This is a genomic window from Pseudomonas sp. PAGU 2196, assembly GCF_022179005.1.
Lineage (GTDB): Bacteria > Pseudomonadota > Gammaproteobacteria > Pseudomonadales > Pseudomonadaceae > Aquipseudomonas > Aquipseudomonas kermanshahensis.
Genome location: NZ_BNTL01000028.1, coordinates 97298 through 119995, shown reverse-complemented (window position 1 = coordinate 119995; position 22698 = coordinate 97298). Strand labels below are relative to the sequence as shown.

General features: G+C 64.2%; 20 protein-coding genes. 13 read left to right on the top strand and 7 right to left on the bottom strand.

Annotation, left to right across the window (positions count from 1 at the left end; translation table 11 throughout):
* Positions 1 to 38: 38 nt before the first annotated feature.
* The 3 genes from thrC to MFF34_RS22080 all read left to right on the top strand — a co-directional run bounded on the left by thrC (position 39) and on the right by MFF34_RS22080 (position 2356).
* Entirely contained in the window at positions 39 to 1448 is a 1410-nt protein-coding gene (gene thrC / locus MFF34_RS22090) for a threonine synthase (RefSeq protein ID WP_027595728.1), read from the top strand.
* A gap of 130 nt (positions 1449 to 1578) precedes the next feature.
* The gene (locus MFF34_RS22085; protein ID WP_238216455.1) at positions 1579 to 1995 is read left to right on the top strand and encodes a response regulator; all 417 of its coding nucleotides are present in this window, start codon (positions 1579 to 1581) and stop codon (positions 1993 to 1995) included.
* A gap of 79 nt (positions 1996 to 2074) precedes the next feature.
* Positions 2075 to 2356, top strand: a complete 282-nt coding sequence (locus tag MFF34_RS22080; protein ID WP_027595730.1) for a DUF3509 domain-containing protein — start codon at positions 2075 to 2077, stop codon at positions 2354 to 2356.
* A 139-nt stretch (positions 2357 to 2495) separates the two neighbouring features.
* Here the strand turns inward: MFF34_RS22080 and MFF34_RS22075 are convergent, their stop codons facing one another.
* Positions 2496 to 3371, bottom strand: a complete 876-nt coding sequence (locus MFF34_RS22075; RefSeq protein WP_238216453.1) for a TIGR02285 family protein — start codon at positions 3369 to 3371, stop codon at positions 2496 to 2498.
* A 15-nt stretch (positions 3372 to 3386) separates the two neighbouring features.
* Positions 3387 to 4586 (bottom strand): CaiB/BaiF CoA-transferase family protein, encoded by a 1200-nt coding sequence (locus MFF34_RS22070; RefSeq protein ID WP_238216450.1) that lies wholly within the window; start codon positions 4584 to 4586, stop codon positions 3387 to 3389.
* A 132-nt stretch (positions 4587 to 4718) separates the two neighbouring features.
* On the opposite strand from MFF34_RS22070, the gene MFF34_RS22065 reads away from it, so the two are divergent.
* The 3 genes from MFF34_RS22065 to MFF34_RS22055 all read left to right on the top strand — a co-directional run bounded on the left by MFF34_RS22065 (position 4719) and on the right by MFF34_RS22055 (position 8600).
* Positions 4719 to 5261, top strand: coding sequence for a YaeQ family protein (locus MFF34_RS22065; protein WP_027595733.1), 543 nt, complete (start codon positions 4719 to 4721; stop codon positions 5259 to 5261).
* A 30-nt stretch (positions 5262 to 5291) separates the two neighbouring features.
* Entirely contained in the window at positions 5292 to 7001 is a 1710-nt protein-coding gene (gene recJ / locus MFF34_RS22060; RefSeq protein WP_238216448.1) for a single-stranded-DNA-specific exonuclease RecJ, read from the top strand.
* 492 nt (positions 7002 to 7493) lie between these two features.
* On the top strand, positions 7494 to 8600 hold the full coding sequence (locus MFF34_RS22055) for an NADH:flavin oxidoreductase/NADH oxidase (RefSeq protein WP_238216446.1): 1107 nt from the start codon (positions 7494 to 7496) through the stop codon (positions 8598 to 8600).
* Positions 8601 to 8710: 110 nt separating this feature from the next.
* Here the strand turns inward: MFF34_RS22055 and MFF34_RS22050 are convergent, their stop codons facing one another.
* From MFF34_RS22050 to ydcS, 5 genes are all read right to left on the bottom strand, one after another.
* Entirely contained in the window at positions 8711 to 10135 is a 1425-nt protein-coding gene (locus MFF34_RS22050) for a gamma-aminobutyraldehyde dehydrogenase (protein ID WP_238216444.1), read from the bottom strand.
* A 17-nt stretch (positions 10136 to 10152) separates the two neighbouring features.
* Positions 10153 to 10959 (bottom strand): ABC transporter permease, encoded by an 807-nt coding sequence (locus tag MFF34_RS22045; protein WP_027595737.1) that lies wholly within the window; start codon positions 10957 to 10959, stop codon positions 10153 to 10155.
* Positions 10949 to 11881: an ABC transporter permease gene (locus MFF34_RS22040; protein ID WP_238216442.1), complete on the bottom strand. Its 933-nt coding sequence runs from the start codon at positions 11879 to 11881 to the stop codon at positions 10949 to 10951. The genes MFF34_RS22045 and MFF34_RS22040 overlap by 11 nt, the downstream gene beginning before the upstream one ends.
* A 1-nt stretch (position 11882) precedes the next feature.
* Positions 11883 to 12923: an ABC transporter ATP-binding protein gene (locus MFF34_RS22035; protein ID WP_238216440.1), complete on the bottom strand. Its 1041-nt coding sequence runs from the start codon at positions 12921 to 12923 to the stop codon at positions 11883 to 11885.
* 138 nt (positions 12924 to 13061) lie between these two features.
* Entirely contained in the window at positions 13062 to 14213 is a 1152-nt protein-coding gene (gene ydcS, locus MFF34_RS22030; RefSeq protein ID WP_238216438.1) for a putative ABC transporter substrate-binding protein YdcS, read from the bottom strand.
* A 217-nt stretch (positions 14214 to 14430) separates the two neighbouring features.
* On the opposite strand from ydcS, the gene MFF34_RS22025 reads away from it, so the two are divergent.
* The 7 genes from MFF34_RS22025 (at position 14431) to wspF (ending at position 22647) form a co-directional block, all read left to right on the top strand.
* Complete coding sequence (locus MFF34_RS22025; RefSeq protein WP_085272725.1) at positions 14431 to 15129, top strand: tellurite resistance TerB family protein; 699 nt, start codon at positions 14431 to 14433, stop codon at positions 15127 to 15129.
* 128 nt (positions 15130 to 15257) lie between these two features.
* A complete protein-coding gene (locus MFF34_RS22020; RefSeq protein WP_238216436.1) occupies positions 15258 to 16880 on the top strand; it encodes a methyl-accepting chemotaxis protein in 1623 nt (540 codons plus the stop codon).
* A 5-nt stretch (positions 16881 to 16885) separates the two neighbouring features.
* The gene (locus MFF34_RS22015) at positions 16886 to 17404 is read left to right on the top strand and encodes a chemotaxis protein CheW (protein ID WP_238216434.1); all 519 of its coding nucleotides are present in this window, start codon (positions 16886 to 16888) and stop codon (positions 17402 to 17404) included.
* Positions 17401 to 18675 carry a protein-glutamate O-methyltransferase CheR gene (locus MFF34_RS22010; protein ID WP_238216432.1) on the top strand — a complete coding sequence of 425 codons (1275 nt, stop codon included), beginning with the start codon at positions 17401 to 17403 and terminating at the stop codon, positions 18673 to 18675. The genes MFF34_RS22015 and MFF34_RS22010 overlap by 4 nt, the downstream gene beginning before the upstream one ends.
* Positions 18672 to 19337 carry a chemotaxis protein CheW gene (locus MFF34_RS22005; RefSeq protein WP_238216430.1) on the top strand — a complete coding sequence of 222 codons (666 nt, stop codon included), beginning with the start codon at positions 18672 to 18674 and terminating at the stop codon, positions 19335 to 19337. The genes MFF34_RS22010 and MFF34_RS22005 overlap by 4 nt, the downstream gene beginning before the upstream one ends.
* Positions 19334 to 21637, top strand: a complete 2304-nt coding sequence (locus tag MFF34_RS22000) for a hybrid sensor histidine kinase/response regulator (RefSeq protein ID WP_238216429.1) — start codon at positions 19334 to 19336, stop codon at positions 21635 to 21637. The genes MFF34_RS22005 and MFF34_RS22000 overlap by 4 nt, the downstream gene beginning before the upstream one ends.
* Positions 21634 to 22647, top strand: coding sequence for a Wsp signal transduction system protein-glutamate methylesterase WspF (gene wspF, locus MFF34_RS21995; RefSeq protein WP_027595747.1), 1014 nt, complete (start codon positions 21634 to 21636; stop codon positions 22645 to 22647). The genes MFF34_RS22000 and wspF overlap by 4 nt, the downstream gene beginning before the upstream one ends.
* Positions 22648 to 22698 lie beyond the last annotated feature (51 nt).

Genomic DNA, 22698 nt, shown 5'->3' with positions numbered 1-22698 from the left:
CGCACGCGGCCCCGGCCTCAGTATCGAAGGTTTGCACCATGCGCTATATCAGCACCCGTGGCCAGGCACCGGCCCTGAATTTCGAAGATGTCCTGCTGGCTGGCCTGGCCAGCGACGGCGGCCTGTACGTTCCTGAAAACCTGCCGCGCTTCACCCAGGAAGAGATCGCTTCCTGGGCTGGCCTGCCGTATCACGAACTGGCCTTCCGCGTGATGCGTCCGTTCGTCGCCGGTAGTATCGCCGACGCCGACTTCAAGAAGATCCTCGAGGAAACCTACGGCGCGTTCGCCCACGCTGCCGTGGCGCCGCTGCGCCAGTTGAACAGCAACGAGTGGGTGATGGAGCTGTTCCACGGCCCGACACTGGCCTTCAAGGACTTTGCCCTGCAGTTGCTCGGCCGCCTGCTCGACCACGTGCTGGTCAAGCGCGGCGAGCGCGTGGTGATCGTCGGTGCCACCAGCGGTGACACCGGCTCCGCTGCCATCGAAGGTTGCCGCCGCTGCGACAACGTCGACATCTTCATCCTGCACCCGCACCAGCGCGTGTCGGAAGTACAGCGTCGGCAGATGACCACCATCTTTGGCGACAACATCCACAACATCGCCATCGAAGGCAACTTCGACGACTGCCAGGAGATGGTCAAGGCCAGCTTCGCCGACCAGTCGTTCCTCAAGGGCACCCGCCTGGTGGCCGTCAACTCGATCAACTGGGCGCGGATTATGGCCCAGATCGTCTACTACTTCCACGCAGCCCTGCAGTTGGGCGGCCCAGCCCGCTCGGTGGCGTTCTCGGTGCCCACCGGCAACTTCGGCGACATCTTCGCCGGTTACTTGGCACGCAACATGGGCCTGCCGATCAGCCAACTGGTGGTCGCCACCAACCGTAACGACATCCTGCACCGCTTCATGAGCGGCAACCAGTACGTCAAGGACACCCTGCACGCGACCCTGTCGCCGTCGATGGACATCATGGTGTCGTCCAACTTCGAGCGCCTGCTGTTCGACCTGCACGGCCGTAACGGTGCAGCCATTGCCGCGTTGATGGACAACTTCAAGCAGGGTGGCGGTTTCAGCGTTGACGAAGACCGCTGGACCGAAGCGCGCAAACTGTTCGACTCGCTGGCCGTCAGTGACGAGCAGACCTGCGAGACCATCGCCGAAGTGTTCGCCAGCACCGGCGAAGTGCTCGACCCGCATACCGCGATCGGCGTCAAGGCCGCCCGCGAGTGCCGTCGCAGCCTGGACACGCCGATGGTGGTGCTGGGTACCGCGCATCCGGTCAAGTTCCCGGAAGCCGTGGAGAAGGCAGGTGTTGGCAAGGCGCTGGAATTGCCTGCACACCTGGCCGACCTGTTCAGCCGCGAAGAGCGCTGCACGGTGCTGGCCAATGACCTGAAGGCCGTTCAGGGCTTTGTCAGCCAGCATGGTAACCGCGGTAAGCCGCTTTAATTGCGGTGATATCAAGGGCCGCTTAGCGGCCCTTGATTGTCTGGTTTTCCATCTGATCTTTCGGATATTTCCTATTTAACCCTCTTGGGATGTTGCCTAGATTTGCCAGCTCTTCCTCCAGGAGTGGCTCATGTCCAGGCCTTATGTGCTGATTCACCAGGCACGCCCTTCCCATCAAATCCTCCTGCACCAGGCATTCAATGCCCAAGGCATCTTCAATGTGCGCATCACTGAAGAAGCCGCTGATCTGCACGCGTGCCTGAGCGCTGAGCGTTGCCCTGACTTGCTGATCCTCGATCACGCCATGCCCAAAAGGGCAGGGCTTGCGCTGTTGAAAAAACTGGCGGGTAGCCACGCCTTGCGCGCCTTGTTGTTCGTCGGTCAAGCCACACCCGAACAGCAGAACCTGGCCCTGGAGGCGAAGCGACGGGGGTTGTGGGTCGTCGCCGAGCTGCCGTGGCCACTGTCCATGACCAATCTGCAACACGCACTTCAGCGCCTGGGCGGGCGTATTCAAACTGTCACCTGCGCCCCGCATGCTCACTGAAACAGCCGCAGCGTTTCGAACTTTGTGCTGCGCTTGTTGGTCAGTTTCTCTATAGCCCACCACGCAGCGAGTGATCCGGATGGAAAGAATCTGCAGACTGCTGAACGAAGCCCTGACCCCCTACCAGACGCACCTGGGCGTTGCCGATGCCAGTGGCAACCGTCAATTGACCGTCTTTGACAGCCTTGAAGGCATCACCCTGCAGCGCACGGTGAGCCTGCGCCAGTTGCAGGAACAGCGCCTGCTCATTGACCTGGTGGATGGTTTGCACCGTGACCTGCAGATTGCAGAAGGCCGCTTGCAGCCCTGTGTGATTGCTGCCTTGCAACAGCGACAGCAAATGCCGGGAACCTTTGCCTGAATTGCTTATCAGACACAGTAAGGGCAGCTAGCCAGCGCATTGCTCCGGTGCTGGCAGGCTGTCACGGGAAGTCCCAAGGGACTTTCAATTAGCCCCGGGCGTCCTCCCCAGCGTTCCGGGGTTTCTTTTGTCTGCAGCGCTAGGGCTGTTTGAAAAACTGCTTGCTCTGTTCCAGGTACGTTGCCTGCAACTCAGGGTCCAGCCACCGGGCATATAGCCCTGGCAAGGTCTCTTGGCGTAGCGTGGGCAATAGCTGGTCGATATGCGCAACGGCCTCGCGACCCAGTGCCGAGTCCGAGCAGCCCACATGCAGAAACTGATAGCGGTTCACGCCCCGAACCGGATGAAACTGGTAGTCACCCAGTGACCCGCCTTGCTGCTGGATCAGGTAACGCACTTCTGGCCAATACCCCATCACCATGTGCAGGCGCCCCAGTTGTTGCATCTGCAACTGGTTGGCAGTGGCATCGTTGCCGTAGTGGCGGCTGAGTGCCGAGTCTGGCAATTGGCGCAGGATCTCGTCGATCTGCGTGCCATAGCTGCGTTCGGCGACGATGCCGAGCTTCAACGGGGTGTGGCTCATCAACCCGGGCAGGTCGACCTCGTTGTCGGTGAGATACGGCGCCAGCCGTGCCTCACCTGCCTTGCGCACCACCAGCCCCCCGCTCAACACTCCCAGCGACGGTATGGAAAAGTGCACGTACTCGGCACGCTCCGGCGTCCACAGCAAGGTCGGGTCGCAGGTAAAAGTGTTCGGGTCCTGAAGCATCTGGATCCCGCGGGCACGGTTTACCCGGACGATACTGTGATCGTACTCGGGCATCCGCTCGATCAGCAGTGGCAGCAGGCGGTCAATGACCCCTTGGCCTTTCTCTGTCCCTTCAAAAATGGTGAAGGGCGGCAGGTCGCGAACCAGCCACAACAAGCGCTCCTTGGCCGCAGCGTGCGGCACGGCCAGTGCAGGCAGCAGCGCGCACAGTAAAAGCAGGGTGCGTAACCAGTGGGCAGCTCGCATCGGCGGCGGCAGGCGTCAGACCGCGCCTGCTTCGCGCAGGCCGGCGATGGCGGCCGCGTCGTAGCCCAGGGCGGTGAGCAGTGCGTCAGTGTGTTCGCCCAGCGCAGGGCCGACCCACTCGGTGGAGCCGGGTGTTTCCGAAAGCTTGGGTACGATGCCTGGCATCTTGAAGGGTTTGCCGTCTGGCAGGCGCGCCTGCAGGAACATCTCCCGCGCCAGGTATTGCGGGTCGTTGAACATGTCCTCGGCAGAATAGATGCGGCTTGCCGGTACTTCGGCGGTGGTGAGCACCTGCATGAGCTGCTCCAGCGGCTGGCTGTTGGCCCAGCGGTCGATCACCCCATAGAGCTCGTCACGGCGCAGGTCGCGGCCATCGTTGGTGGCCAGTGACGGGTCATCGGCCAGGTCGGCGCGGCCTATGGCCTGCATGAAACGTTTGAAGATCGCATCGCCATTGGCGCCGATCTGCACATGCTTGCCATCGGCACTGGTGTGGATGGAGGAGGGCGTGATGCCGGGCATGATATTGCCGGTGCGTTCGCGGATGAAACCGAAGACATCGAATTCCGGGACCATGCTTTCCATCATGGCAAAGATCGCCTCGTACAGTGCCACGTCCACCACTTGGCCCTGGCCGCCATTGACCTCGCGGTGCCGCAACGCCATCAAGGCCCCAATCACCCCCCACAGCGCGGCAATCGAATCACCGATGGAGATGCCGGTGCGCACGGGCGGGCGGTCGTCGAAGCCGGTGATGTAGCGCAGGCCGCCCATGGACTCGCCCACCGCGCCAAAACCTGGCTGGTCTTTCATCGGCCCGGTCTGGCCGAAACCCGACAGGCGTACCATGACCAAGCGCGGGTTGAGCGCGTGCAGCACATCCCAGCCCAGGCCGAGCTTTTCCAGCACGCCGGGGCGGAAGTTCTCGATCAGGATATCGGCCTCGGCCAGCAGGCGCTTGAGAATCTCGCGGCCGTCCGGGTGCTTGAGGTTGAGGGTCAGTGACTGTTTGTTGCGTGCCTGCACGAACCACCACAGCGACGTGCCTTCGTACAGCTTGCGCCATTTGCGCAGCGGGTCGCCGCTGTCGGGGGACTCGACCTTGATCACCTCGGCACCGAACTCGGCACAGATGCGCGACGCGAACGGGCCAGCGATCAGGGTCCCGAGTTCGATGACTTTCAGGCCGGCGAGGGGTTTGCTGGGCGTAGACATGGGGCATCCGTGGCAACTGGGCAGAGCCGTGGTTTTATCATAGCTCCGAAGCGGCAGATACTGCCGCGGCGCAACGAGGGGCAGGATCGGTTAGACTGTGTGACTTTTCTTTGCGCAAGAAGCCCGTCGACCATGGCCCAGCCGTCCACTACCTACAAATTCGAACTGAATCTGACTGACCTCGATCGCAACGTCTACCAAAGCGTCAAGCAGACCATTGCCCGTCACCCTTCGGAAACCGAAGAGCGTATGGCCGTTCGTCTGTTGGCCTACGCACTCTGGTACAACGAGCAATTGTCGTTTGGTCGTGGTCTGTCGGATGTCGACGAACCGGCGTTGTGGGAAAAGAGCCTGGACGATCGCGTCCTGCACTGGATCGAAGTCGGCCAACCGGATGCCGACCGCCTGACCTGGTGCTCCCGTCGCACCGAGCGCACCAGCCTGCTGGCCTACGGTAGCCTGCGCGTGTGGGAGACCAAGGTGGTGCCTGCGGTCAAGGGCCTGAAGAACCTGAACATCGCTGCAGTGCCGCAGGAGGTGCTGGAAACCCTGGCCACCGACATGCCGCGCAGCATCAAGTGGGACGTGATGATCAGCGAAGGCACGGTGTTCGTCACCGATGACCGTGGCCAGCACGAAGTGCAGCTGGAGTGGCTGCTCGGTGAGCGTGGCTGACCTGACCCTTTCCTGATTGCCGAAGACCCCATGCGTATCGAACCTCGCCCCCTGCCGTCGACCTTGCCCTTGCTGGGTAACCTGCCACCCTTGTTGACCCGTCTGTATGCCGCCCGCGGCGTGCAGACCGAGGCCGAACTGGACAAAAGCCTGGCGCGGCTGTTGCCGTACCAGCAACTCAAAGGCATCGAGGCGGGGGTAGACCTGCTGGTCGAAGCCCTCGACCAGCGCCAGCGCATTCTCATCGTTGGCGACTTCGACGCCGACGGGGCCACTGCCAGCACCGTTGGCGTGCTGGGCCTGCGTTTGCTGGGTGCGGCCCACGTCGATTACCTGGTACCCAACCGCTTCGAATTCGGCTATGGCCTGACGCCGGAGATCGTCGACGTCGCATTGCAGCGTCAGCCGCAGTTGCTGATCACCGTCGACAACGGCATCTCCAGTGTCGATGGCGTGGCGGCAGCCAAGGCGGCGGGGCTCAAAGTGCTGGTCACCGACCACCACTTGCCGGGTGAACAATTGCCCGACGCCGATGCGATCATCAACCCGAACCAGCCGGGCTGTGACTTCCCGAGCAAGTCGCTGGCCGGGGTCGGGGTGATCTTCTATGTGCTCATGGCCTTGCGCGCACGCCTGCGCAGCCTGGGGCGCTACGACACGCAAGCACAGCCGAACATCGGCGAACTGCTCGACCTGGTGGCGCTGGGCAGCGTCGCCGACGTGGTGCCGCTGGACGCCAACAACCGCATCCTGGTGCACCAGGGCCTCGAACGCATTCGTGCCGGCCGCGCTCGGCCAGGGCTCAAGGCGATTCTTGAGGTGGCCCGCCGTGATCACCGGCGCATCACCTCCACCGACCTGGGCTTCATTCTGGGCCCGCGCTTGAACGCGGCTGGGCGCTTGGACGACATGAGCCTGGGCATCGAATGCCTGCTGTGCGAAGACGCCGCCCTGGCCCAGGAAATGGCCCAGCAGCTGGACGACCTCAACCAGGACCGCAAGTCTATCGAGCAGGGCATGCAGCGCGAGGCGCTGGCCCAGCTCAAGGACCTGCCCGTCGAATCGATGCCGTACGGCTTGTGCCTGTTCGATGCCGACTGGCACCAAGGCGTGATCGGGATCCTTGCCTCACGCCTGAAGGAACGTTATCACCGGCCGACCATCGCCTTTGCCGATGCCGGCGACGGCATGCTCAAGGGCTCGGCACGTTCGGTGCCGGGTTTTCACATCCGCGATGCGCTGGATGCGGTGGCGGCGCGCCATCCGCAGCTGATCAGCAAATTCGGCGGGCACGCCATGGCCGCCGGGTTGTCGTTGCCTGAAGGTAACTTCCCGGCATTCGCCGAGGCGTTTGACCAGGAAGTGCGGCGCCAGCTGCGCGAAGAAGACCTCACCGGCCGGCTTCTGTCGGATGGCAGCCTGGCCGTGGAAGAGTTTCACCTCGACCTGGCCAAGGCCCTGCGCCACGCCGGGCCATGGGGGCAGCACTTCCCAGAGCCGTTGTTCCATGGTGTGTTCCAGCTGATCGAGCAGCGAGTGGTCGGCGAGCGGCACCTGAAAGTGGTGCTCAAGAGCGAATGTGGGTCGGTGAGGCTTGATGGCATTGCCTTCGGCGTCGACCGCGAGGTGTGGCCGAACCCTACCGTGCGTTGGGTGGAGCTGGCGTACAAGCTGGATGTGAACGAGTTTCGCGGTAATGAGAGCGTGCAGTTGATGATTGCCCACATGGAGCCGCGCTGAGGGCTTCAAGGTGATTGGTTTGGGTGTTGTGGTGCGGCAGATATCGAGCGCCGCCCGCGCGGCGCTTCGCGGGACAAGCCCGCTCCCACATCTGTTTCGGGCCAGTCACTTCTGTGAGGTCACCTCTATTCGCCTTGTCTGCCCCGTCGATATCGAAGGGGCATCGCTGTTTTTAATCAATCTCCAGCCATGCACCTAGGGTGCGCGCGCCTATGGCACAGGAATAATTGGCCCGAAACAGATGTGGGAGCGGGCTTGTCCCGCGAAGCGCCGCGCGGGCGGCGCTCGATCTCATAGGCGCTGCAAACCTGTCGGCGTACACCTGGAGGCCTTGCCTCATCAAACCAAACACCCAGCATCCCACCCCAAATCCCATGGAACCTCCCCCCCACCCATTCTGGTCTAGTCTGAAGTTATGACCGGACCTGGGCCAGGGACGTGCAATTGAGTGTCCGGGCCGGATCACCATTGGAGTCCTTGGGAGGTGCCCTCATGAGCCTGCTGCTCGAGCCTTACACCCTGCGTAAGCTGACGTTGCCCAACCGCATCGCGGTCTCGCCGATGTGCCAGTATTCCGCTGTCGATGGCTTGGCCAACGACTGGCATCTTGTCCATTTGGGTAGCCGCGCCGTCGGTGGTGCGGGCCTGGTGATCACTGAAGCCGTGGCGGTTACTGCCGATGGCCGCATTACCGCCGAAGACCTCGGCCTGTGGGACGACGTCCAGATCGCGCCGCTGCAACGCATTACCCGCTTCATTACCGCCCAGGGTGCTGTGCCGGGCATCCAGCTGGCCCACGCCGGGCGCAAGGCCAGCACCCATCGCCCGTGGCTGGGCAAGCATGGCAGCGTCAAGATCGAGGACGGTGGTTGGCAGCCGGTGGGGCCCTCGAAAATTGCCTTCGACCCTGAACACACAGCACCGCGTGAGTTAAGCAAGGACGAGATCCAGGAAGTTGTAGCCGCGTTCGTCAAAGCGACCGAACGGGCATTGGAAGCAGGCTTCAAAGTGGTCGAAATCCACGCGGCGCATGGCTATTTGCTGCACCAGTTCCTCTCGCCCCTGAGCAACCAGCGCCGCGATGACTATGGCAGTTGTTTCGAAAACCGCATCCGCCTGACCCTGCAGGTAACTGAGGCAGTGCGCAAAGTCTGGCCGCAGGAGCTGCCGCTGTTCGTTCGCGTTTCAGCGACCGACTGGGTAGAGGACGGCTGGAACCCTGACGAAACCGTCGAGCTGGCACGGCGCCTGCGCTCGCTAGGCGTCGACCTAATCGATGTTTCATCCGGCGGCACGTCGGTCAACGCCGAGATCCCGACCGGCCCCGGTTACCAGACCCGCTTCGCCGAGCGTGTGCGCAAAGAGTCGGAAATCGCCACCGGCACCGTGGGCATGATCACCGAGCCGGCCCAGGCCGAGCACATCCTGCGTACCGGCCAGGCCGACGTCATCTTCCTGGCCCGCGAACTGCTGCGCGACCCTTACTGGCCGCTGCATGCCGACGATGACCTGGGCGGCAACAAGGCCACCTGGCCGGCGCAGTATCAACGGGCTACCAGCCGGGCTAACCCGATTCATGAGTCGGATTTGCGGGATTAGACTGAGTGGTTTGCGGGTGTCTGGCTTTGGGTGTGAGGGGGTGCTGACATCGAGCGCCGCNNGCGGCGCTCAATCTCGAAGGCGCTACAAATCCACTGACAAGCCACAACTCAATGCTTGATCATCACATGCCGCACACAGGTGTAGTCCTCCAGCCCATACACCGACATATCCTTCCCATACCCCGAATGCTTCTGCCCGCCATGGGGCATTTCGCTGACCAGCATGAAGTGGGTGTTCACCCAGGTGCAGCCGTACTGCAAGCGCGCCGCCAGGCGATGGGCGCGGCCGGTGTCGCGGGTCCACACCGATGACGCCAGGCCGTAGTTGGAATCGTTGGCCCACGCCAGCGCCTGCGCCTCGTCGGTGAAGCGGGTCACCGAGACCACCGGGCCAAATACTTCGTTGCGCACGATCTCGTCATCCTGCAGAGCATCGGCCAGTACGGTTGGCTCGAAGAAGAAGCCGTCGCCTTCAATCGCCTTGCCACCTGTCACCAGGCGAATGTGCGGTTGGGCGATGGCCCGCTCCACAAGGCCTGCGACCTTGTCGCGGTGCTGGGCACTGATCAGTGGCCCCAGTTCCGTGTCCTCGGCGTCCTGCAGGCCGGGCTTGAGGCTGGCTACCGCTTCGCCCAGGCGTTGCACGAATGGCTCGTAGATGCCGTCCTGCACATACAGGCGGCAAGCCGCGGTGCAGTCCTGGCCGGCGTTGTAGAAGCCGAACGTGCGGATACCCTCGATGGCGGCGTCGATGTCGGCATCGTCGAACACCAGCACCGGCGCCTTGCCGCCCAGTTCCATGTGCATACGCTTCACACTGTCGGCGGTGGCGCTGATGATGTGCGCGCCGGTGGGGATCGAACCGGTCAGCGACACCATGCGCACGTTCGGGTGGGTGACCAGCGGCGTGCCGACGGTTTGGCCACGGCCGAAGAGGATGTTGAGCACGCCAGGCGGCAGCAGGCCCTGCGCCAGTTCGCCCAGGCGCAGTGCGGTGAGCGGCGTCAGTTCGGACGGTTTGATCACTACGGTGTTGCCGGCTGCCAGGGCCGGCGCGACTTTCCAGGCCAGCATCATCAGCGGGTAGTTCCACGGCGCGATCGAGGCGACCACGCCCAGTGGGTCGCGGCGGATCATCGAGGTGTGCCCTGGCAAGTATTCGCCGGCCGCCGAGCCGCCCAGGCAGCGCGCCGCGCCGGCGAAAAAGCGGAACACGTCGGCAATCGCCGGGATTTCGTCATTCAGCGCAGCACTGAAGGGCTTGCCGCAGTTCTGCGATTCGAGCCGGGCCAGTTCCTCGCCATGCTGCTCGATGGTGTCGGCCAGCGCCAGCAATGCCAGGGAGCGGTCCTTGGGGCTGGCTTGTGACCAGCTCTCGAAGGCCTGGTCGGCGGCACGCACGGCGCTGTCGACCTGCGCTTCGCTGGCTTCGTTGATTTGCGCCAGGGCGCTGCCCGAGGCGGGGTTGAGCACGGTCCAGGCCGGCCCCTCTCCGGCGACCAGGTGACCGTTGATCAGCATCTGCGTTTGCATGGAAGACTCCTCCAGGGTCATTTGCCACTGCCCGCGACGCTTTCGCCGCCGCGGGTCAGGTAATAGGCGCCGAGGATCGGCAGCATGGTCACCAGCATCACCAGCATGGCGACCACATTGGTCACGGGCACGTCGCGCGGGCGGCTGAGCTGGTTGAGCAACCAGATCGGCAGCGTGCGTTCGTGCCCTGCGGTAAAGGTGGTCACGATGATTTCGTCGAACGACAGAGCGAAGGCCAGCATGCCACCCGCCAGCAGCGCCGAGCCGAGGTTGGGCAGGATGATGTAGCGGAAGGTCTGCCAGCCATCCGCGCCCAGGTCCATCGAGGCTTCGATCAGGCTTTGCGAGGTCCGCCGCAGGCGGGCGATGACGTTGTTGTAGACGATCACCACGCAGAAGGTCGCGTGGCCGACCACGATGGTGAACAGGCCAGGTTCGATGCCCAGGCTCTTGAACGCGGAGAGCAGGGCGATACCGGTGATGATGCCAGGCAAGGCAATCGGTAAAATCAGCATCAGCGAGATGCCCTCCTTGCCAAAAAAGCTGCGACGGTACAGCGCCGCCGAGGCCAGGGTGCCGAGCACCAGGGCAATCAGTGTGGCCAGGCAGGCAACCTGCAGCGACAGCTTGATGGCTTCGAGCACATCCGGGCGAGCGAAGGCCACGCTGAACCACTTCAGGGTAAAGCCCTGGGGCGGGAAGCTGAAGGCCGCGTCTTCGGTGTTGAAGGCGTAGAGGACGATGATCAAGATCGGGAAGTGCAGGAACAGCAACCCGCCCCAGGCCGCCAGGCGCAAGCCGGTTGATGCGTTTTCAGAGTGCATCGAATGCCCCCAGGCGCTTGACGATGGACAAGTAGACCGCGATCAGCACGATAGGCACCAAGGTAAACGCGGCGGCCATTGGCATGTTGCCGATCGCCCCTTGTTGGGCATAGACCATGCTGCCGATGAAGTACCCGGGCGGGCCGATCAGCTGCGGCACGATGAAGTCGCCCAGGGTCAGGGAGAAGGTGAAGATCGACCCTGCGGCAATGCCCGGGATCGACAGCGGCAAAATCACCTGCCAGAACGTTTGCCTGGGCCTGGCCCCCAGGTCCGCCGAAGCTTGCAGCAAGGACGGCGGCAAGCGCTCCAGCGAGGCCTGAATCGGCAGGATCATGAACGGCAGCCAGATGTACACGAACACCATGAAACGCCCCAGGTGCGAGGTCGACAGGGTACTGCCGCCAACGCCAGGCACTGTCAGCACCGCCTGCAGCAGGCCGTCCAGGTGCAGCACCTGGACGAACCACTGGGCCACGCCGCCTTTGGCCAGCAGCAAGGTCCAGGCGTAAGTCTTGACGATGTAGCTGGCCCACATCGGCATCATCACCGCGATGTAGAAAAATGCCTTGGTCTTGCCGCTGGTGAAGCGCGCCATGTAGTAAGCGATCGGGAAGGCTAGCACCGCGCTGGCCAGCGAGACTGCCACTGCCATGCCCAAGGTGCGCAGGATGATGTCGAAGTTTGACGGGTTGAACAGCGCCTCGAAATTGCCCAGGGTCAGGTCCGGGGTCACCGCCATGGTGAAGTCGTCGAAGGTATAGAACCCCTGCCACAGCAGGTTCAGCAACGAGCCCAGGTAGATCGCCCCGAACCAGGTCAGTGGCGGGATCAACAGCAGCATCAGGTAGAGATTGGGGCGCCGGTACAACAGGTTGGAGAACCTGCGCAGCGGGCTTGGGTTGGCGCGCGGGGCGTTCATCTCAGCGGCCCTCGTCGAGCACGGTTTCCTGCAGCGCCGTCATCGCTTCACGGGGCCAGCGCGCCAGTACCCGCTGGCCGGCCTGCCAGGTTGGCGGCTGTGCCTGCCAGCGGTCGTTGGCCTGGCTTACTGTCAGTAGCTGGCCGCTGTCCAGCTGCAGCTCGAAGCGGGTCGCGCTGCCTTGATACTGCACGTCGTGCAACAGGCCACTGATTTGCACTTCATGGCTGCCAGCGGCCTGTTCGCCCAGGCGGATATGCTCGGGGCGGATGGAAAACGGCGCGGGGCTGCCATTGAGCTGCTCGGCCAACGCGCCGCGCACCACGTTCGAGGTGCCGACGAACTCGGCGACGAAGGTAGTGGCCGGCTTCATGTACAGGTTGCGCGGGGTGTCGACCTGTTCGATGCGCCCGCGGTTGAACACCGCGACCCGGTCGGACATCGACAGCGCTTCGGTCTGGTCGTGGGTGACGAAGATGAAGGTGATCCCCAACTGGCGCTGGAGTTTTTTCAGTTCGCCCTGCATCTGCTCGCGCAGCTTCAAGTCCAGTGCCCCCAGCGGTTCGTCGAGCAACAGCACCCGTGGGCGGTTGACCAGGGCGCGGGCGAGGGCGACGCGCTGGCGCTGGCCGCCGGACAGCTGCGCCGGTTTGCGCGCACCGTAACCGGCCAGCGCCACCATCGCCAACGCCTCTTCAGCGCGAGCATGGCGCTCGGCCTTGGCCACGCCTTTGACCTTTAGCCCGTAGGCGATGTTGTCGCGCACATTCATGTGCGGGAACAGTGCGTAGTCCTGGAACACGGTGTTGACGTCGCGTTGGTAGGGCGGCACACCTGCAGCTTCGACGCCATGGATGCGGATCGAGCCAGTGTTGGGTTGTTCGAAGCCTGCGATCAGGCGCAGGCAGGTGGTCTTGCCCGAGCCGGAAGGGCCGAGCATGGAAAAGAACTCGCCATCTTCGATGTCGATGCTGACCTGGTCGACGGCCTTGACCTCGCCGAAGGTGCGTGAAACGTGGGTGAACTGGACGGCTAGGGGCATGGGCGGTACTCAGCTGTGCTTGTAGTGCCTGTCCCGGCCCCTTCGCGGGGCAAGCCCGCTCCCACAGGGGCCATAGCGACGTTGCCCTTGTGGGAGCGGGCTCGCCCCGCGAAGGGGCCGGGACAGGCTCATTCGACCTTAGCGTCCACCCATGATCGCAATATAATCCTGCGTCCACCGGCTGTACGGCACGAACTTGCCCCCCTGGGCCTGTGGGGTCTTCCAGAAGGCAATCTTGTCGAAGTTGTCGAAGCCATTGGTCTTGCACCCTTCAGCGCCCAGCAGTTCGCTGCCGGTGCAGGCTGCAGGCACTGCCGGCAACGAGCCGAACCAGGCAGCCACATCACCTTGCACCTTCGGTTGCAGCGACCAGTCCATCCATTTGTAGGCGCAGTTGGGGTGTTTGGCCTCGCTGTGCAGCATGGTGGTGTCGGCCCAGCCCGTGGCGCCTTCTTTCGGAATGGTCGAGGCCACCGGCTGGTTCTCGGCTTTCAGGCCGTTGACCATGTAGCCCCAGGAGCTGGACGCGGCCACACCTTCGTTCTTCACATCGCTCATCTGCACCGTGGCGTCATGCCAGTAGCGGTGAATCAGCGGCTGCTGCTGGCGCAACAGTTCGAGCACCGCCTTGTACTGGGCCTCGTTCAGTTCGTAGGGGTCCTGGATGCCCAGTTCCGGCTTCGCCGACTTCAGGTACAGCGCCGCATCGGCGATGTAGATCGGCCCGTCGTAGGCTTGCACGCGGCCTTTGTTCGGCTTGCCGTCGGGCAGGTTTTGCGGTTCGAAGACCACGCCCCAACTGGTCGGCGGCTGCTTGAATACCGTAGTGCTGTACAGCAGCACGTTCGGCCCCCATTGGTACGGGGTGCCGTAGGCTTGCTTGTCGACCACGTACCAGCCGCCGTTTTGCAGGCGCGGGTCGATGTTTTTCCAGTTGGGGATCAGCGCGGTGTTGATCGGCTGTACCCGCTTGCCGGCGATCAGCCGCAGCGACGCGTCGCCCGAGGCGGTGACCAGGTCGTAGCCGCCCTTGGTCATCAGGCTGACCATTTCGTCCGAGGTGGCGGCGGTCTTGACGCTGACCTTGCAGCCGGTTTCCTTTTCAAAGCCGGTGACCCAATCGTAGGCCTTGTCGCTTTCACCGCGCTCGATGTAGCCGGGCCAGGCGACGATATCCAGGCGCCCTTCGCCGGCTCCCAGGGCTTTGAGCGGTTCGGCGGCCTGCAGGCTGGCGCTGGCGAGCAACGCGCCAGTCATGGCGCCGAGCAATGCGGTCTTGTGCGCTGACATGGTGTTCCCTCTTCTTGGAGATCTGGGTCGGGGCAGTCATCAAGCAAGCAGTGGAGCGATTGTTATAAGCGTAGTGCGATTGCGCGAGGTATTGGCGATATCGAGTCTAGTTGGCTTTTTGCTGGCCAATGCAACATCCGGAAGCAAATCCCCCCGTGGCGATCGCGTGGGCAAGGCTTAATCTGGCCATTCTTTTGCGACGTCTGGAGGTACCTCAATGAACACCCGCGGACTGCTCGACCAACTGCTCAAGTCCGGCCAGCAACTGCTCGAAAAACAGGCCGGCAAAGGCGGTTCAGGCAAGCCTGGCACCAGCGCCGGTGGCCTTGGCGGCCTGCTCTCCGGCGTGGGTGGCGGCGCGTTGGGGGCAGGGGCGCTGGGCCTGTTGCTGGGTAGCAAGAAGGCCCGCAAATATGGCGGCAAAGCCCTGACCTACGGTGGCCTGGCTGCGCTCGGGGTGCTGGCCTACAAGGCCTACGGCAATTGGCAGGCGCGCCAGCCGGGGGCAGGGCAGGCGCCCGAGCCGCAAACCCTCGACCGCCTGCCACCGGCCCAGGCCGAGCAGCACAGCCAGGCGGTGCTGCGCGCATTGGTGGCAGCGGCCAAGTCCGATGGCCATATCGATGAGCGCGAGCGCGCCTTGATTGAAGGCGAGTTCACCCGCCTGGACACGGACCGCGAACTGCAGCACTGGCTGCACGATGAGCTGAACAAACCGCTGGACCCGGCCGAAGTGGCGCGTGCTGCGCAAACACCGGAAATGGCCGCCGAGATGTACCTGGCCAGTGTGATGATGGTCGATCAGGAAAACTTCATGGAGCGCGCCTACCTGGACGAACTCGCCCGGCAGCTGCGCCTGGACCCGGCATTGCGCCAGGAACTGGAGAGCCAGGTGCGGCTCGCCGCAGGCCAATAGCAGGCGACTTGGCTTGTCCATCAGGCAAGGATGCCTGAATACCCCGCATTTCAGCCGCAAAAGCGTAGGATGCCTGGGCTATACTTCGGCGATTTTTCCCGCTCGTTGTGAATTCCTGAGGGCTGAATGTGAAAAACTGGACCTTGCGCCAACGGATCCTGGCAAGTTTCGCCGTGATCATCGCCATCATGCTGCTGATGATCGTAGCCGCCTACTCGCGGCTGGTGGCGATCGAAAGTGCCGAGGAGGCAGTGGGGACCGACAGCATCCCCGGGGTCTACTACAGCTCGATGATCCGCAGTGCCTGGGTCGACAGCTACGTCACCAGCCAGCAACTGGTAGGGCTGTCCAACCACCGCGAAATCACCTCGGCGGATCTGGAACTGTTCAAGAGCTTCGAGGACCGCCTCAAGCAACACATGGCCAGCTACCAGACCACCATCAAGGACAGCGACGACCAGGCCCGCTTCGACAGCTTCGTGCAGCTGGAACAGGGCTACCTCAAGATCGTCGGCCAGGTGCTGGACACCTACCGCCAGCACAACTATGCCGAAGCCGAACGGCTTATCATCGAGGTACTCACCCCCACATGGGTTGATGGTCGCAAGCACCTGAACGAAGTCATCGAGAACAACCGAGCCTCGGCCGACGCGGCCACTCAAGATATCGTCAGCGCCGTGAGCACGGCCAAGGGCAGCATGATGGTTTCGCTGCTGCTGGCAATCGTTGCCGCCGGGATCTGCGGGTTGCTGCTGATGCGCGCCATCAGCGCCCCCATGCAGCGCATCGTCCACGCCCTCGACAGGCTGCGTTCGGGTGACCTGAGCATGCGCCTGAGCCTGGACCGCAAGGACGAGTTCGGCGCCATCGAAAGCGGCTTCAACGAAATGGCCGAAGCGCTGGCCAACTTGGTGTCCCAAGCCCAGCGGTCATCGGTGCAGGTGACCACCTCGGTGACCGAGATTGCCGCCACGTCCAAGCAGCAGCAGGCCACCGCTACCGAGACCGCCGCGACCACCACCGAAATCGGCGCCACCTCGCGGGAAATCGCCGCCACCTCGCGTGACTTGGTACGCACCATGACCGAGGTCACCTCTGCCGCCGATCAGGCCTCCAGCCTGGCCGGCTCCGGCCAGCAAGGCCTGGCCCGCATGGAAGAAACCATGCACCAGGTGATGGGCGCCGCCGACCTGGTCAATGCCAAGCTCGGCATCCTCAACGAAAAGGCCAGCAACATCACCCAGATGGTGGTGACCATCGTCAAGGTAGCCGACCAGACCAACCTGTTGTCGCTCAATGCCGCCATCGAAGCGGAAAAAGCCGGCGAGTATGGCCGTGGCTTCGCCGTGGTGGCGACCGAGGTACGCCGCCTGGCTGACCAGACAGCGGTGGCCACCTACGACATCGAGCAGATGGTGCGCGAAATCCAGTCGGCGGTGTCGGCCGGGGTCATGGGCATGGACAAGTTCTCTGAAGAGGTGCGCCGTGGCATGTTCGAGGTGCAGCAAGTGGGCGAGCAGCTCAGCCAGATCATCCATCAGGTGCAGGCCCTGGCGCCGCGTGTGCTGATGGTCAACGAGGGCATGCAGGCCCAGGCCACCGGCGCCGAGCAGATCAACCAAGCGTTGGCGCAGCTGAGCGATGCCAGTACCCAGACGGTCGAGTCGCTGCGCCAGGCCAGTTTTGCCATTGACGAGCTCAGCCAGGTGGCAGCAGGCCTGCGTGGCGGCGTGTCGCGATTCAAAGTCTGACGACCATGAACGACCTGCAACCCCGCGCAGCGCAGGCAAGCGACGCCAAGGGCGCGTTGTACCTGCAGTTCCGCATCGCTGACCAGCGTTTTGCCCTGGACGTGCACGAGGTGATCGAGGTGCTGCCGCGTCGGCCGCTCAAGCCGATTGCCCAAGCGCCGTCGTGGGTCGCGGGCATCCTTGCGCACCGCGGCGCACTGGTGCCGGTGGTCGACCTGTCGGCACTGAGCTTTGGCCAGGCGGCGGCGCAACGCACCAGCACGCGGCTGGTGCTGGTGCGTTACCGGGGCGACTTGCAGCTTGGGCTGATCCTTGAACAGGCCACCGAGACCTTGCGTTGCCGCCCCGAAGAATTCCAGCCGTATGGCCTGGACAACGGCGACGCACCGTACCTGGGGCCCGTGCGCCAGGATGCCCAAGGCCTGGTGCAGCGCATCGCCGTCGATGACTTGCTGACAGATGCCGTGCGCGAGCTGTTGTTTGCCGATGAACACGGGGCCCCTGCGCCAGGAATGCCGACATGATTGAACAGCGTTTCTTCCGCTATCTGCACGAGCGCATCGGCCTGGACGTGGAGTCGGTGGGCGCGCAGATGGTCGAGCGTGCCTTGCGCCAGCGCTGCAGTGCCGTGAGCGCCGTGGACCTGGACGACTACTGGCTGCGCCTGCAGCAGTCGGCGGACGAGCAACAGGCCCTGATCGAGGCGGTCATCGTCCCCGAGACCTGGTTTTTCCGTTACCCGGAATCCTTCACGGCCCTGGTGGGGCTGGCCCACAAGCGCCTGGCAGAACTGGCCGGCGCCCGCCCGGTGCGGCTGCTCAGCCTGCCGTGCTCGACCGGCGAAGAACCTTATTCACTGGCCATGGCGCTGCTCGAGGGTGGCATGAGCCCTGGCACGTTCGTGATCGATGGCATCGACATCAGCCCCCTTTCGGTGGCCAAGGGTGAGCAGGCGGTTTACGGACGCAATGCGTTTCGCGGCAGCGACCTGGGGTTTCGCGAGCGCTTTTTCGATGCGCTCGGTGACGGCCACCGCTTGCATGATCGCGTGCGTCAGCAAGTCAGCCTGCAAGTGGGCAATGTGCTGGACCCGGCCCTGGCCAGCCGCGATGGCCTGTACGACTTCGTGTTCTGTCGCAATCTGTTGATTTATTTCGACGTGGCCACCCAGCAGCGCGTGTTCGAGGTGCTCAAGCGCCTGGCTCATCCGCAGGGTGTGCTGTTTATCGGGCCTGCGGAAGGCAGCTTGCTGGCGCGGCTGGGCATGCGCCCGCTGGGTATCGCTCAATCGTTCGCCTACGTGCGTCAGGAGGGCGCCGTGGCACCGGCCCGCGCACTTCCCGCGCCGCCAGCCAAGCGCGCGCTGCCGCCTTTGCCCCTGCCCGTGTACCCGCCGCCGACGCCGTCATTGGCGCGGCCGTTGCGAGCGCTTCCGTTCACTGCCAAGGCGCCACTGCCGGCAGAACGCAAAGGCGAGAACGAAGCCGAACTGCTGGCCAGCATTGCCCAGCATGCCAACGCGGGCGCCAGTGCGCAGGCGCGTGCCGCCTGCCAGCGCTACTTGAGCCAGTTCGCGCCGACGGCGCAGGTTTACTACTGGCTGGGCTTGCTCAGTGATACCGAAGGCGACGCCGGCCAGGCGCTTACCCACTATCGCAAGGCCCTGTATCTTGAGCCGCAGCACCCCGAAGCCTTGGTGCACCTGGCGGCCTTGCTCGCGGCCCAGGGCGACCTGGCAGGCGCCCAGCGTTTGCAGGCGCGTGCCGCACGGGCGGGACGGGAGCCTGAACGATGAGGGGTGAATCCGCGATGCAACTGCTTGCGCAGGCCGACGAGCGCATCGACGACTGCTGGAACCGCATCGGCGTGCACGGTGACAAACAGTGCCCGCTGCTGGAGCGGCATATTCATTGCCGCAACTGTGACGTGTATGCCGCTGCCGCCACGCGCCTGCTCGACCGTTATGCCCTGCTGCAGGATGACCACGCCGCAGTTGCGCCAGCGGCCGAGGAATCGGTTGGCCGCTCCATGCTGCTGTTCAGGCTCGGCGAAGAATGGCTGGCCTTGGCGACCGCCTGCCTGGCTGAAATCGCCCCCTTGCAGGCGGTGCATTCGCTGCCGCACCAGCGTTCCCGAATGCTGCAGGGCGTTGCCAATGTGCGCGGTGCATTGGTGCCGTGCCTGTCGCTGGCTGATTTGCTGGGTGTGCAGCCGGCTGCTGGGCAGCAACGCAGCGGCCGCGAGATGCCGCGCATGCTGATCCTGGCTGCCGAAGGGGGGCCGGTGGTGATGGCGGTCGAGGAAATCGACGGCATTCACCGGCTTGACCCAACGTTGCTGGGCAGTGGCCAGGATGCTACCCACTTCACCGCGGCGGTGCTGCAGTGGCGCGGCCGCAGTGTGCGGGTGCTGGACGATCAACACTTACTGTCTGCGGTGCAGCGGAGCCTGTCATGACCCCAGAGCAAATGCGCGACGCATCGTTGCTCGAGCTGTTCAGCCTGGAAGCCGAGGCGCAGACCCAGGTGCTTAGCGCCGGCCTGATGGCGCTGGAGCGCAACCCCACCCAGGCCGACCAGTTGGAAGCCTGCATGCGCGCGGCCCACTCCCTGAAAGGGGCCGCACGTATTGTCGGGGTCGATGCTGGCGTGAGCGTGGCCCACGTGATGGAAGACTGCCTAGTGGCGGCGCAGGAAGGCCGCTTGCGGCTGAGCGCCGAGCATATCGATGCGCTGCTGCAGGGGACCGACCTGTTGATGCGCATCGCCACGCCGGGCGACGCGGGCGCCCAAGCGACACTGCCGGTGTTCCTCGCGCAGATGGCCAGCTTGCTGGACCCGGGCGCGGCGCCGGTGTCGGTGCCAATGGCGATGGCCATGCCGTCGCCGACAGCGCCCGTGCCAACCCTGGCTGTCGAGCCCTTGCCGATGGCCCCCGAGCCCATGGAAGGGGACGTCGAGCTTGAGCCCGCGCCACGGCGCAAGGCCGGTAAACGCGCCGGCGAAGGCGCTGAGCGGGTGCTGCGGGTCACGGCCGACCGCCTCAACAGCTTGCTCGACCTGTCCAGCAAATCGCTGGTCGAGACCCAGCGGCTCAAGCCTTACCTGGCCACCCTGCAGCGCCTTAAGCGCATGCATGGCCAAGGCATGCAGGCACTCGATGGTTTGCGCATGCAACTGGAGGACAGTGGCCAGAGCAGCGAGGTACTCGAGGCCCTGGCCCAGACCCAACGCTTGTTGGTCGAGACCCAGCAGATTCTGCAGCAGCAGGCCGCCGACCTCGACGAGTTCGGCTGGCAGGCCAGCCAGCGTGCGCAATTGCTCTATGACACGGCGCTGGCCTGCCGGATGCGGCCCTTTGCCGACGTTCTGGCCGGGCAGAGCCGCATGGTCCGTGACCTTGGGCGGTCTCTGGGCAAGCCGGTGCGCTTGGTCATCGAAGGCGAAAAGACCCAAGTCGACCGCGATGTGCTGGAAAAGCTCGAAGCGCCGCTGACCCACCTGCTGCGCAATGCGGTCGACCATGGCATCGAACTGCCAGAGCGGCGCCTGCTGGCAGGCAAGGCGCAGGAGGGCGTGATTCGCCTGCGTGCCTCGCACCAGGCCGGCATGCTCAGCCTCGAGCTGATTGACGATGGTGCCGGTATCGACCTGGAGCGCCTGCGCAGCGCCATCGTCGAGCGCGCCATGTCGCCGGCCGACACCGTGGCGCGGATGAGCGAGGCGGAGCTGATCACGTTCCTGTTCTTGCCCGGTTTCAGCCTGCGCGACAAGGTGACTGAGGTGTCAGGGCGCGGGGTTGGCTTGGACGCCGTGCAACACATGATCCGCGAGCTGCGCGGGTCGATCGAATTGACCCAGCTGGCCGGGCAGGGCTGCCGCTTCCACCTGCAGGTGCCGCTGACGCTGTCGGTGGTGCGCAGCCTGGTGGTGGAAGTGGGCGGCGAAGCGTATGCGTTCCCGCTCGCGCACATCGAACGCACGCTGGAGGTGACCGCCGAGCAGATCGTGCAGATCGAAGGGCGTCAGCATTTTTGGCATGAAGGGCGGCACATCGGCCTGGTGGCGGCCAGCCAGTTGCTCAATCGCCCGGCAGGGCAGGCCGATGAAAGCAGCCTGCGGGTGGTGGTGATTCGAGAGCGCGAGCAACTCTATGGGGTGGCCGTGGAACGCTTGATCGGGGAGCGGGTGCTGGTGGTGATGCCCCTCGATCCGCGCCTGGGCAAGGTCCAGGACATCTCCTCCGGGGCATTGCTCGACGATGGCTCGGTGGTGCTGATCGTCGACGTCGAAGACCTGCTGCGCTCGGTGGAAAAACTGCTCAGTACCGGCAGCCTCGAGCGCATCGAGCGGGGCAACAGTGGCCCCCGCGGCCTGGCGCGCAAGCGCATCCTGGTGGTCGACGACTCGCTCACCGTGCGCGAACTGCAGCGCAAGCTGTTGGGTAACCGCGGTTACGAAGTGGCCGTGGCGGTGGATGGCATGGACGGCTGGAATGCCCTGCGCGGCGAAGACTTCGACTTGCTGATCACCGACATCGACATGCCGCGCATGGATGGCATCGAACTGGTCACCCTGGTGCGCCGGGACCAGCGCCTGCAATCGCTGCCGGTGATGGTGGTGTCGTACAAGGACCGTGAGGAAGACCGGCGGCGTGGTCTGGACGCTGGCGCCGACTACTATTTGGCAAAGGCCAGTTTCCACGACGATGCGTTGCTGGATGCTGTGGTGGAGCTGATTGGAGGTGCTCAGGGATGAAGATCGCCATCGTCAACGATATGCCCATGGCGGTGGAGGCGTTGCGCCGGGCGCTGGCCTTCGAGCCCGCGCACCAGGTGATCTGGGTGGCGGGCAACGGCGCCGAGGCGGTGCAGCGGTGCGCCGAGCAGCAGCCAGACCTGATCCTCATGGACTTGATCATGCCGGTGATGGATGGGGTAGAGGCGACGCGGCGGATCATGGCCGAGACCCCCTGCGCCATCGTCATCGTCACGGTCGACCGCAAGCAGAACGTGCACCGGGTGTTCGAGGCCATGGGCCATGGCGCGCTGGATGTGGTCGATACCCCGGCCTTGGGCGCGGGCGATGCCCGTGAGGCGGCGGCGCCACTGCTGCGCAAGATCCTCAACATCGGCTGGCTGATAGGCCAGCAGCGCACGCCGGCCGCGCGCCCGGTTGCCACGCCATTGCGCGAGGCATCCCAGCGTCGTGGCTTGGTGGCAATCGGTTCGTCGGCCGGCGGCCCGGCCGCCCTTGAGGTGCTGCTCAAGGGCTTGCCGCCGGCATTCCCGGCGGCCATCGTGCTGGTCCAGCACGTCGACCAGGTATTCGCCGCAGGCATGGCCGAATGGCTCAGCAGCGCTGCCGGCCTGCCGGTGCGCCTGGCCCGCGAGGGCGAGCCGCCGCAGCCGGGGCAAGTCCTGCTGGCGGGCACCAACCACCATATCCGCCTGCTGCAAAATGGTCAGCTGGCCTACACTGCCGAACCCGTCAACGAAATCTACCGGCCTTCGATCGATGTGTTCTTCGAGAGCGTGGCACGCTACTGGAGCGGCGATGCGGTGGGTGTGCTGCTCACTGGCATGGGCCGCGACGGTGCCCAGGGCCTCAAACAGATGCGCCAGCAGGGCTTCCTGACCATCGCCCAGGACCAGGCCAGCAGTGCCGTATACGGCATGCCCAAGGCCGCCGCGGCGATTGACGCGGCGGTGGAAATCCGCCCGCTGGAGCGAATCGCCGGGCGATTGATGGAATTCTTTGCAAAATGACGATATGTATTGAATCACGCCGCCTGGTCGGCGGTGATCAGGTGAATAGGC

Excerpts from the sequence above, each read along its gene's own strand:
- MFF34_RS22010 (WP_238216432.1), top strand. The coding sequence starts at position 17,401 with ATGATTGAACAGCGTTTCTTCCGCTATCTGCACGAGCGCATCGGCCTG.
- MFF34_RS22075 (WP_238216453.1), bottom strand. The coding sequence starts at position 3,371 with ATGCGAGCTGCCCACTGGTTACGCACCCTGCTTTTACTGTGCGCGCTG.
- MFF34_RS22080 (WP_027595730.1), top strand. The coding sequence starts at position 2,075 with ATGGAAAGAATCTGCAGACTGCTGAACGAAGCCCTGACCCCCTACCAG.
- MFF34_RS22015 (WP_238216434.1), top strand. The coding sequence starts at position 16,886 with ATGAACGACCTGCAACCCCGCGCAGCGCAGGCAAGCGACGCCAAGGGC.
- MFF34_RS22025 (WP_085272725.1), top strand. The coding sequence starts at position 14,431 with ATGAACACCCGCGGACTGCTCGACCAACTGCTCAAGTCCGGCCAGCAA.
- MFF34_RS22055 (WP_238216446.1), top strand. The coding sequence starts at position 7,494 with ATGAGCCTGCTGCTCGAGCCTTACACCCTGCGTAAGCTGACGTTGCCC.
- MFF34_RS22040 (WP_238216442.1), bottom strand. The coding sequence starts at position 11,881 with ATGAACGCCCCGCGCGCCAACCCAAGCCCGCTGCGCAGGTTCTCCAAC.
- recJ (WP_238216448.1), top strand. The coding sequence starts at position 5,292 with ATGCGTATCGAACCTCGCCCCCTGCCGTCGACCTTGCCCTTGCTGGGT.
- ydcS (WP_238216438.1), bottom strand. The coding sequence starts at position 14,213 with ATGTCAGCGCACAAGACCGCATTGCTCGGCGCCATGACTGGCGCGTTG.
- MFF34_RS22035 (WP_238216440.1), bottom strand. The coding sequence starts at position 12,923 with ATGCCCCTAGCCGTCCAGTTCACCCACGTTTCACGCACCTTCGGCGAG.
- MFF34_RS22065 (WP_027595733.1), top strand. The coding sequence starts at position 4,719 with ATGGCCCAGCCGTCCACTACCTACAAATTCGAACTGAATCTGACTGAC.
- MFF34_RS22000 (WP_238216429.1), top strand. The coding sequence starts at position 19,334 with ATGACCCCAGAGCAAATGCGCGACGCATCGTTGCTCGAGCTGTTCAGC.
- MFF34_RS22085 (WP_238216455.1), top strand. The coding sequence starts at position 1,579 with ATGTCCAGGCCTTATGTGCTGATTCACCAGGCACGCCCTTCCCATCAA.
- thrC (WP_027595728.1), top strand. The coding sequence starts at position 39 with ATGCGCTATATCAGCACCCGTGGCCAGGCACCGGCCCTGAATTTCGAA.
- wspF (WP_027595747.1), top strand. The coding sequence starts at position 21,634 with ATGAAGATCGCCATCGTCAACGATATGCCCATGGCGGTGGAGGCGTTG.
- MFF34_RS22050 (WP_238216444.1), bottom strand. The coding sequence starts at position 10,135 with ATGCAAACGCAGATGCTGATCAACGGTCACCTGGTCGCCGGAGAGGGG.
- MFF34_RS22070 (WP_238216450.1), bottom strand. The coding sequence starts at position 4,586 with ATGTCTACGCCCAGCAAACCCCTCGCCGGCCTGAAAGTCATCGAACTC.
- MFF34_RS22045 (WP_027595737.1), bottom strand. The coding sequence starts at position 10,959 with ATGCACTCTGAAAACGCATCAACCGGCTTGCGCCTGGCGGCCTGGGGC.
- MFF34_RS22005 (WP_238216430.1), top strand. The coding sequence starts at position 18,672 with ATGAGGGGTGAATCCGCGATGCAACTGCTTGCGCAGGCCGACGAGCGC.